General features: G+C 72.4%; 2 protein-coding genes and 1 pseudogene. 1 reads left to right on the top strand and 2 read right to left on the bottom strand.

The features are described from left to right. On the bottom strand, positions 1–1,679 hold a 1,679-nt coding region (locus AC1DOC_RS25300), incomplete at its 3' end, for an ABC transporter permease (RefSeq protein ID WP_478130734.1). Positions 1,680–1,779: 100 nt separating this feature from the next. Here AC1DOC_RS25300 and AC1DOC_RS25295 point away from each other — a divergent pair. Further along, on the top strand, positions 1,780–3,183 hold the full coding sequence (locus tag AC1DOC_RS25295) for a serine hydrolase domain-containing protein (protein ID WP_478081345.1): 1,404 nt from the start codon (positions 1,780–1,782) through the stop codon (positions 3,181–3,183). Positions 3,184–3,202: 19 nt separating this feature from the next. Here the strand turns inward: AC1DOC_RS25295 and AC1DOC_RS25290 are convergent. Continuing rightward, positions 3,203–3,419 (bottom strand): annotated as a pseudogene (locus AC1DOC_RS25290) (RNA polymerase subunit sigma-70); the annotation flags it as partial.

Below are 3,419 nucleotides of genomic sequence, written 5' to 3'. Positions count from 1 at the left end.
ACGCCAGGCAGCCGTGCCAGCGCCTGCACGAAAGCCGGCGCAAAGGTGGCCGTGTCGCTGCTGCTCTGGGTGCCCGAATTGCCGGAGCGGCCGCTCGAGGTGGCGCGAACATAGAGATCGGCCGGCAGCACCACGTCGAGCCAATGCGTAACCGAATCGCGAAAGCTCGCCACCATCACCGTGAGCGCCACCGCAAGGCTCAGGCTCGCGACCACGCCGCTCACCGCCACGGCCGCGGTGCCGCGCATGCGCCGTGCGCGCTCGATGGCCAGCATCGGCAGCACGCGCTCTGCAAACACAGGCGCGATGCGGTCATACAGCAGCGCAATGAGCCAGGGCAGCGCGGTGATGCCGCCCACCAGCAGGCAGCCCACCGAGAGATACGCCGCTATCGGAATGCCGCCGACAGCCGGCATGTTGGCCAGCGCCGCGCTGGCGGCAATGAGGCCGAGCGCGGGCCAGTGGCTGCGGCTCTGCACGGGTGCGGCGCCCAGGCCCTTGAGCGTTTGCGCTTCGGGCGGCGCCTGCGCCGCGCGCGCGGGCCACCAGCCACCCACCAGCGCCGCGAGCACGCCGAGCCCGCCGTACAGCAGCGCCGAGCCGCTGCTCCAGTGCAGCGTGGGCGCCACGCCCTCGAAGTAGCCGCCGCCCAGGTCGCCGCCGAGCACGCGCAATGCGAAGGCTGCGAGCAGCGTGCCCAGCGCAAGGCCGGCGGCGCTTCCGATCAGGCCCAGCACCAGCGACTCTGTCAGCACCAGGCGCAAGCGCTCGCGCGGCGTCAGGCCCAGCACGCCGAGCAGCGCGAACTGCTGCGCGCGCTTGGCCACGCTGAGCGCCAGCACCGAGAACACCAGGAAGGCCCCGGTGAAAAGCGCCACCAGCGCGAGCACCGTCAGGTTGACGCGGTAGGCGCGAGAGAGATTGCTCACGCGCTCGGCCGCATCGCCGGGCTCGGCAAACTGCAGGCCGGCAGGCCAGCCCGGCGAACGCTGCAGCGATGCGGTGAAGGCCGCCCGGTCGGTGCCGGGAGCGAGCTTCAGGTCGACGCGGCTGAGCTGGCCGAGCTTGTCGAACAGGTCCTGCGCGGCCCCGATGTCCAGCACCGCCAGCGCCGCGCCGCCGGCGGCGACGTGGCCTGCCACCTCGAGCCGCTGCCAGGCGCCGCCGCCCGTGCGCAGCTGCACCGTCTCCACGCGGCCTTCTGTTGCTTCGGCCGGGAGCCCAAGGGCGCTGCGCGCCGCCGCGTTGAGAAACACATGGCCCGGCGCGAGCATCGCAAAGCGCGCGGCATTCCTGCCGGGCTGCGGCATCAGCGCCGGCGCGATGCTGGGCAGCGCCAGCGCATCGATGCCGATCACGCGCATCGGCAGCTGGCGTTCGCCGGCCAGCGCGAGCCCCTGGAATTCGAGCACCGGGCTCGCGAGCGCCACCTGCGGATGCTGCGCGAGCCGTGCGAACACCGCTTCGTCGAAGCTGCCCTGCACGGCGCGCACTTCGAGATCAGGCTGGCCGTTGACCGAGCGCACGGCGCTCGAGAATTCATCGAGCGCGGAAGCATTGATCAGCTGCACCGAGAACGCGAGCGCCACGCCCAGCATCACGGCCAGCACGGCCGCGGCGTTGCGCCAGGGATGGTGGCGCAGTTCCTGCCATGAGAAGGTGGAGAGCAAGGCACGCATGACGCGATTGTGGCCGGCGCGCGCGAAGTTCCGCGGCCGTGGCACCATGGCGCCTCTTCGATGCCTGGGGAATTCCACGATGCGGCTTTCTTGCTCCGCCTTGGCCCGCCGATGGACGGCCGCCTGGCTTGCTGCCCTGCTGCCGGCCGCCGCCGCATGGACACAGCCGCTGCCCATCACCCTGGCCAGCGATCCCGCCGCCATCGCGAAGACGGCGCTGGGCGCCGAAAGGGGAACGCTGGTGGTCGGCGTGCTGCGCGGCGGCAACGCCGCCTATGGCATGGCGCACAACCCCGAGCCGTCAGGCGCAACGCGCGCCATCGAGCCGAACAGCGCCGAGCAGCCGATGTTCGAGATCGGCTCCGTGACGAAGGTGTTCACGGGCCTGCTGCTGGCGCAGTCGGTGGAGCGTGGCGAGGTGAAGCTCGACGACACCGTGGGCCAGCTGCTGGCCGGCAAGTTGGCGGCGCGGCTCTCTCCTGCGGTGGCCTCCGTGACGCTGCGCCAACTCGTGACCCACACCGGCTGCATGCCCGTGATGGCCGACGGCGTGGCCGGCGGGCCCGCGCTGGCCGCGCAGTTCCGTGCCTTCGACAAGGCGGCGTTCTGGGATGCGCTGTCGCGCATCCGGCTCACGGCGCCGGCGCCGCCCTGCGAAGCGGGGTACAGCAATTTCGGGATGGCGCTGCTGGGCCAGGTCCTGGCCGAACGGCTCGGCACCACCTGGGGCGAGCTGGTGCGCGCGCGCATCACCGAGCCGCTGGGCATGAACGACACGGTGATCCAGCTCGGCGACAAGGCCTCGCGCATGGCACCGGCCTTTGCCGGCGACCGGCGCCAGCGGCTGCTCGACATGGCGGCCTATGCGCCGGCCAGCGCGCTGCGTTCCACGGCGGCCGACATGCTCACGCTGAGCCGCGCGATCCTCGCCGGCGCCAGCGGTCCGCTGGGCCCCGCGGCCGTGCGCATGCTCACGCCGCTCGCGCGCTACGAAGGCGCCGAGATCGGCTATGCGGTGATGGTGCGCGGCCCCGAAGGCGGCCGGCGCACCTACTACCACGCCGGCGTGACCGAGGGCTACCGCACGCTGTGGCTGCTTGCGCCCGACACCGCAGAAGCGCTGATCGTGCTCGGCAGCAATGCGCGCGCGCCGCTTCAGTCCGTGATGCTGGCCATCGGCAAGAGCCGCTATCCGGTGCCGACCGCCCCGGTGCCGATCGATCCGCAGCGCCTTGCGGACTACGAAGGCGAGTTCCGCATCAACAGGGCCAAGACGCTGGGCTTTGCGGTGCGCAGCGGCCGCCTGCTGGTGCGCGAAACGGGCCGGGGCTACAACGCGCTCACGCCCATCGGCAGCGACCGCTTCGCGGTCACCGCCATCGGCGCCGAGGTCAGGTTCCGGCGCGGCGAAGGCAACGCGGTGGTCGGTGTGACGCTGGCGCAGGGCGGCAGCCGGCTCGATGCGCAGAGGGTGGGCGAGGCGGTGGCCGCTCCGCCGGATTGACCGCTCCGGCGCCAGAAGATCAAAGCCGTTCCGACATTGCGTTGAGGTAGGCGCGCACGGCGGCGTTGCTGCTGAGGCCGATTGCGCGGTCGTAGGCCTGGCGTGCCGCCGCGCGCGCACCGCCGGCCGCGAGCAGGTGCGCGCGGGCGGCCCAGAACGGCTGGTAGCTTTGCACCTCGGCCGCCGGCATGGCCTCCAGCGCGCGCAGGCCGACGTCGGGGCCGCGCGCATTGGCC

This window comes from Variovorax sp. 01T439_2 (genome assembly GCF_056398445.1).
The sequence above is the reverse complement of the archived record's forward strand: the minus strand, read 5'-3'. Positions and strand labels throughout refer to the sequence as shown.